Origin of the sequence: Wolbachia endosymbiont of Drosophila tristis (genome assembly GCF_028981745.1) — a bacterium.
Taxonomy (GTDB): Bacteria; Pseudomonadota; Alphaproteobacteria; order Rickettsiales; family Anaplasmataceae; genus Wolbachia; species Wolbachia pipientis.
Genome location: NZ_JAPQLN010000088.1, coordinates 1 through 5,038, shown reverse-complemented (window position 1 = coordinate 5,038; position 5,038 = coordinate 1). Strand labels below are relative to the sequence as shown.

Annotated in this window: 6 protein-coding genes; all 6 read left to right on the top strand. The window is 36.4% G+C overall.

Annotation, left to right across the window (positions count from 1 at the left end; all coding sequences use genetic code 11):
• Window positions 1-1,788: phage terminase large subunit family protein (locus OZD64_RS03625; RefSeq protein WP_274999307.1), on the top strand; the 1,788-nt coding region annotated here is incomplete at its 5' end.
• Window positions 1,789-2,032: 244 nt separating this feature from the next.
• Window positions 2,033-3,376: an IS110 family RNA-guided transposase gene (locus OZD64_RS03620; RefSeq protein ID WP_274999306.1), complete on the top strand. Its 1,344-nt coding sequence runs from the start codon at window positions 2,033-2,035 to the stop codon at window positions 3,374-3,376.
• A 13-nt stretch (window positions 3,377-3,389) separates the two neighbouring features.
• A complete protein-coding gene (locus OZD64_RS03615; RefSeq protein WP_010962704.1) occupies window positions 3,390-3,623 on the top strand; it encodes a gpW family head-tail joining protein in 234 nt (77 codons plus the stop codon).
• A gap of 40 nt (window positions 3,624-3,663) precedes the next feature.
• On the top strand, window positions 3,664-3,924 hold the full coding sequence (locus OZD64_RS03610; RefSeq protein ID WP_012673197.1) for a hypothetical protein: 261 nt from the start codon (window positions 3,664-3,666) through the stop codon (window positions 3,922-3,924).
• An 86-nt stretch (window positions 3,925-4,010) separates the two neighbouring features.
• Window positions 4,011-4,196 carry a type II toxin-antitoxin system RelE family toxin gene (locus OZD64_RS03605; RefSeq protein WP_316659782.1) on the top strand — a complete coding sequence of 62 codons (186 nt, stop codon included), beginning with the start codon at window positions 4,011-4,013 and terminating at the stop codon, window positions 4,194-4,196.
• A 102-nt stretch (window positions 4,197-4,298) separates the two neighbouring features.
• Window positions 4,299-5,038 (top strand): phage portal protein (locus OZD64_RS03600; protein WP_274999305.1); only part of this gene is annotated, 740 nt, incomplete at its 3' end.

The following is a 5,038-nucleotide window of genomic DNA, read 5'->3' as shown; positions in this document are numbered from 1 at the left end:
TCAGAGTGGGCGAATGAGTATCGAGTTTTAGCGCCAACTGCAGCATCAGAGCCAGGTAAATGGAGAACAGAAAGAACTCCTTATTTAAAAGAAATAATGGATTCACTATCACCATCTTCACCTGCAGAAAAAGTAGTATTCATGAAAGGAGCGCAGATTGGGGGAACAGAAGCTGGCAACAATTGGATTGGCTATATCATCGATCAAACACCAGGTCCAATGCTGGTAGTACAGCCAACAGTTGAAATGGGAAAACGTTGGTCGAAGGGAAGATTTGCACCGTTAATAGAGAGTACACCATGTTTAAAAAGTAAAGTAAAAGACCCAAGGTCAAGAGATTCAGGGAATACTGTACAAAGTAAGGAGTTTCCAGGTGGAATAGTAGTAATAACTGGAGCGAATAGTAGTGTAGGACTGAGATCTATGCCAGTAAAATATCTCTTTCTTGATGAAATAGATGCCTACCCAGGAGATTCAGGAGGAGAAGGAGATCCAGTACTGCTCAGTATTGCTCGAACTAATACATTTGCAAGGCGAAAGATTTTTTTAGTATCGACACCAACGATTCATGGAATAAGCAGAATTGAGAAAGAATTTGAAGCAACAGATAAGAGATATTTTTTTGTTCCCTGTCCGTATTGTAATTACTATCAAGTTCTAAAATGGTCACAAATAAAATGGGAAGATAAAAATCCAAGTACAGCACACTATATATGTATAGAATGTGGTGAAAAGATAGAAAATCATCAAAAGACAGAGATGCTTGAACGTGGAGAATGGAGAGCTACAAATCAAGTACACAATAGCAAAGTAATAGGATTTCACCTTTCAAGTCTTTATAGCCCAGTTGGGTGGTATAGTTGGCAACAAGCAGTAGAGGATTTTCTGCATGCAAAGGAAAGTGAACAATTACTGAAAGTTTGGATCAACACAACGCTTGGAGAAACCTGGGTAGATAAAGGAGAAGTACCTGATTGGAAGCAATTATTTAACAGGAGAGAATTTTTTCAGATTGGCACAGTACCAAGGAGAGAAGTGGTACTTACTGCAGGAGTAGATGTCCAAAAAGATCGTCTAGAGGTGGAAGTTGTAGCATGGGGAAAAAGTCGTGAAAGTTGGTCAATAGACTACCGAGTATTTGAAGGAGATACAGGAAGTAGAGAAGTATGGAAAAAGCTTTCGGAGCTCCTCAATCATCATTTTATTGGTGAAAATGGGCTTGAATATATGATAAGTATGATGGCGGTTGATGCAGGGTATGCAACGCAGGAAGTTTACAACTGGGTGAGAAGTCATCAAGGGTCTGGAAGAGTAATGGCAGTGAAAGGTGTAAATAAAGCACTAGTGCCGCTGAGCAGCCCAAGTAGAGTAGATATAACAGTTGGAGGGCAAAAGCTGAAAAGAGGAATAAAGCTCTGGCCAGTCGGAGTATCGATATTAAAGTCAGAGCTTTTTCAATTACTTAATATTTTAAAAGAAGGTGAAGAAACACCGCCAGGGTATTGTCATTTTCCCGAGTATGCACCTGAGTATTTTAAGCAGCTAACGGCAGAGCAATTAGTCAGCAAAGTAGTAAAAGGATATACCAAACAAGAGTGGCAAAAGGTAAGAGAAAGAAATGAAGTACTAGATTGCCGAATTTATGCAAGAGCAGCATCGATAGCACTGGGAATAGATAGATGGCCAGAGAGTAAATGGAATAGTTTAAGTGAAAAACCGGAAAGTAAAAAATCAAAGAAAATATTCAAAAGCAAATGGATCAGCACCGGAACAGACAAAATCTGTTAAACCAGAAAGAAACGTCCTAATGCACATTGCAGTAATTTTTGGATATAATTTTATGAAGAAGTGCTTCTGCAGTTATAATCGAGTTCGCAATGGTGCAATAAATGCCCGTGGATCAGTATGATTTTGGAAGGGACGGTCAAACCATTGATGGAGCTTCTTAGCTACCTCGTTTAGAAGATTGTGTAATATAACCGCCCCAAGCTAAAGCACTTCTTCATTATAAGGTATATATAAGGGATTTTATATGGCAAAAGCAAAAAGTAAATTAGAAATAGTGAATCCTAATGCAGCAGGGATTGATATTGGTTCATCTGTACATTATGCATGCGTACCAGAAGGGAGAGATAAACAACGCGTTCAAAAATTTGGGTGCTTTACAGTAGATCTTCATAACCTAGCAAAGTGGTTGAAAAAGTGTGAAGTTAGAACGATAGCCATGGAATCAACAGGAGTATATTGGATTCCTTTGTTTCAAATACTTGAATCATATGGATTCGAAGTTAAACTGGTAAATGCACGACATGTAAAAAATGTACCTGGAAGAAAATCAGACGTTCAAGATTGCCAGTGGTTACAGCAATTACATAGCTATGGGTTACTTCAAGGATCATTTAGGCCTGATAACCAAATTTGTGTACTACGTGGTTATAATAGACAACATGACAACCTGATAAAAAGTGCAGCTGTACACACTCAACGTATGCAAAAAGCATTAATTCAAATGAACATTCAATTACACAAGGTTATTAGTGATATTACAGGTGTAACTGGTATGCGAATCATTAAAGCAATAATTGCGGGTGAAAGAAACTCTAATAGATTGGCTGAATTGAGTGATAGACGAATAAAAAATGACAGATCAACCATAGCAAAAGCACTAACAGGTGACTATAGAGAAGAGCATTTGTTTACATTAAAGCAAGAATACGAAGCATATACTTTTTTTCAAGAGCAAATAAAAGAATGTGATAAAAGTATGGAAAACTATTATAAAACACTTGAAACAAGATCAAATGAAAATAAGCAATGCAGTAAAGTAAAGAGGTCTGCAGGAAACAAACCAAACTTTGCTGCACACGAAGAATTGTATCGAATAACTGGCATGGATTTCACCAAAGTTCCAGGGCTTAATACATCAAATATACAGACCATCCTCTCAGAAGTTGGTCTTAATGCTAATAAATGGCCATCAGAAAAACATTTTACTTCTTGGTTGGGATTATGTCCATTTAATAGGATTACAGGAGAAAGAGTGATTAGAAGTGGAACTCGTAAAGTAATTAACCGTGCTGCAAATGCTTTTCGACTTGCTGGTTATTCTATGTTGCACAGTAAAAGTGCATTAGGTGCGTACTGTAGAAGATTGAAAAATCGATTGGGAGCACCAAAAGCAATAACTGCTACAGCAAGAAAATTAGCATGTATTTTTTATCAAATGCTGAAATGTGGACAAGAATATGTAGAAAAAGGAATGGATTATTATGAAAAGTTATATAAGGAAAGAGTAGTAAAGAATCTGGGTAAAAAAGCCAATGAATTTGGTTATATCCTGATAAAAAAAGATGAGCTGATAGGGGAAGTTTCTTAGAAGCGAGTAGTAAATGTATAACGAAGATTATCTAATTCAAGTCGAAGAAGCGATAAAGAAACTACAAAACGGAGAGCGAGTAGTATCAATTGCATATGGTGACCATGTTGTAAGATATGCTGAAGTAGATATAAATGATTTACTAAGCTTAAGACAACGTATTAAGGCTGAATTGAAAATTGCAGGTATGAAGCCAAAGAGAAAAATTGTTTTTTCAACAAATAAAGGGGTTGACAAAATTATGTAAAAATGTTATAGTTTAGCGTTGATATCTTACAGTGAATAATATGGATCAAAGTCAAGGAAGGCTTAATGTTAATGTAAATTTTGAGGGGGAATTTGCTCAGTATCTTACAGAAATGGCAAAAGTTCAAAATAGAACTATTGAAGAAATTGTAAAAGATCTAGTAGAAGAAGAACTTGAGGTAAGTAAACTATCTGAAGGTGACGAAATGGATGAAGGAGAAATAGCTCTACTTGAACTTGCTGCTAAACGTAATGTTCCTGGAGCAAAAATAATTAGACATGAAGATATCAAGTGGGAATAATTTACCAAATTGGTTATTTAGAAGGTGTAGATACCGAAGATCTTCCTTCTCTTCCGAAAACAATACGGTTAAGGGTGTAAAAAGCTATAGAAAAACGTCTCACAATTATTCCTGATAAAGTAGGTGAGGCTTTATCGCATAAATGGGTAGGCTACTTTAGGTTGCGTGTTGGCGATTATCGAGTCATATACTTAATAGATAACTCAGAGCACATGGTCAAAATTGCAGCAATAGGACATCGAAAAGAAATTTATAAACGTAGTCCAGAGTAATGACTCTCTACATACAATCTGTTGACCAAATTCTCTAGCAACTTGCTATAATTTTTCAATGTCAAATTGTGCAACAACTTGTTGCATAATCAAAGAGGCAAAATGTTATTAAAATCATTCAAACAACTATTTAACAAACCAAAGATAAAAAGCTCAGCCTGGGATGCTGCAGGCTCAGGAAGAAGATTTTTTCACTTTCAACCAGAGTTAGGAAGTATAAACAATTTGCTGTCTCAAAACCTTGAAACTTTACGTAGTAGATCACGTGATATGGTGAGAAAAAATCCATATGCAGCAAATATTATTGATACAATAGTAAGTAACTCTATTGGAACAGGAATAAAACCGCAATCAAAAGCAAGGGATGGGGAATTTCGAAAGAGGGTGCAAGAATTATGGCTAAGATGGACAGATGAAGCAGACAGTAACGGAGTAAGTGATTTTTATGGATTACAAGCTCTAGTATGCAGAAGTATGATAGAGGGAGGAGAATGTTTTGTACGTTTAAGAACGAGAAAGCTGGAAGATAGATTTTCTGTACCACTACAACTGCAAGTACTTGAGTCTGAACATTTAGACAATAAAACAAATCAAACTTTAGCAAATGGTAATGTAATAAGAAACGGGATTGAGTTTAACAAGCTTGGGCAAAGAGAAGCATATTACTTATTTAGAGAACATCCAGGAGAAGGCTCATTTGGAGAATCAGTAAGAGTACCAGCAAATGATGTTTTACATATTTATAGACCACTAAGACCTGGGCAAATTAGAGGAGAGCCATGGCTTTCGAGTATACTGCTAAAGCTCTATGAACTTGATCAATATGATGATGCAGAATTAGT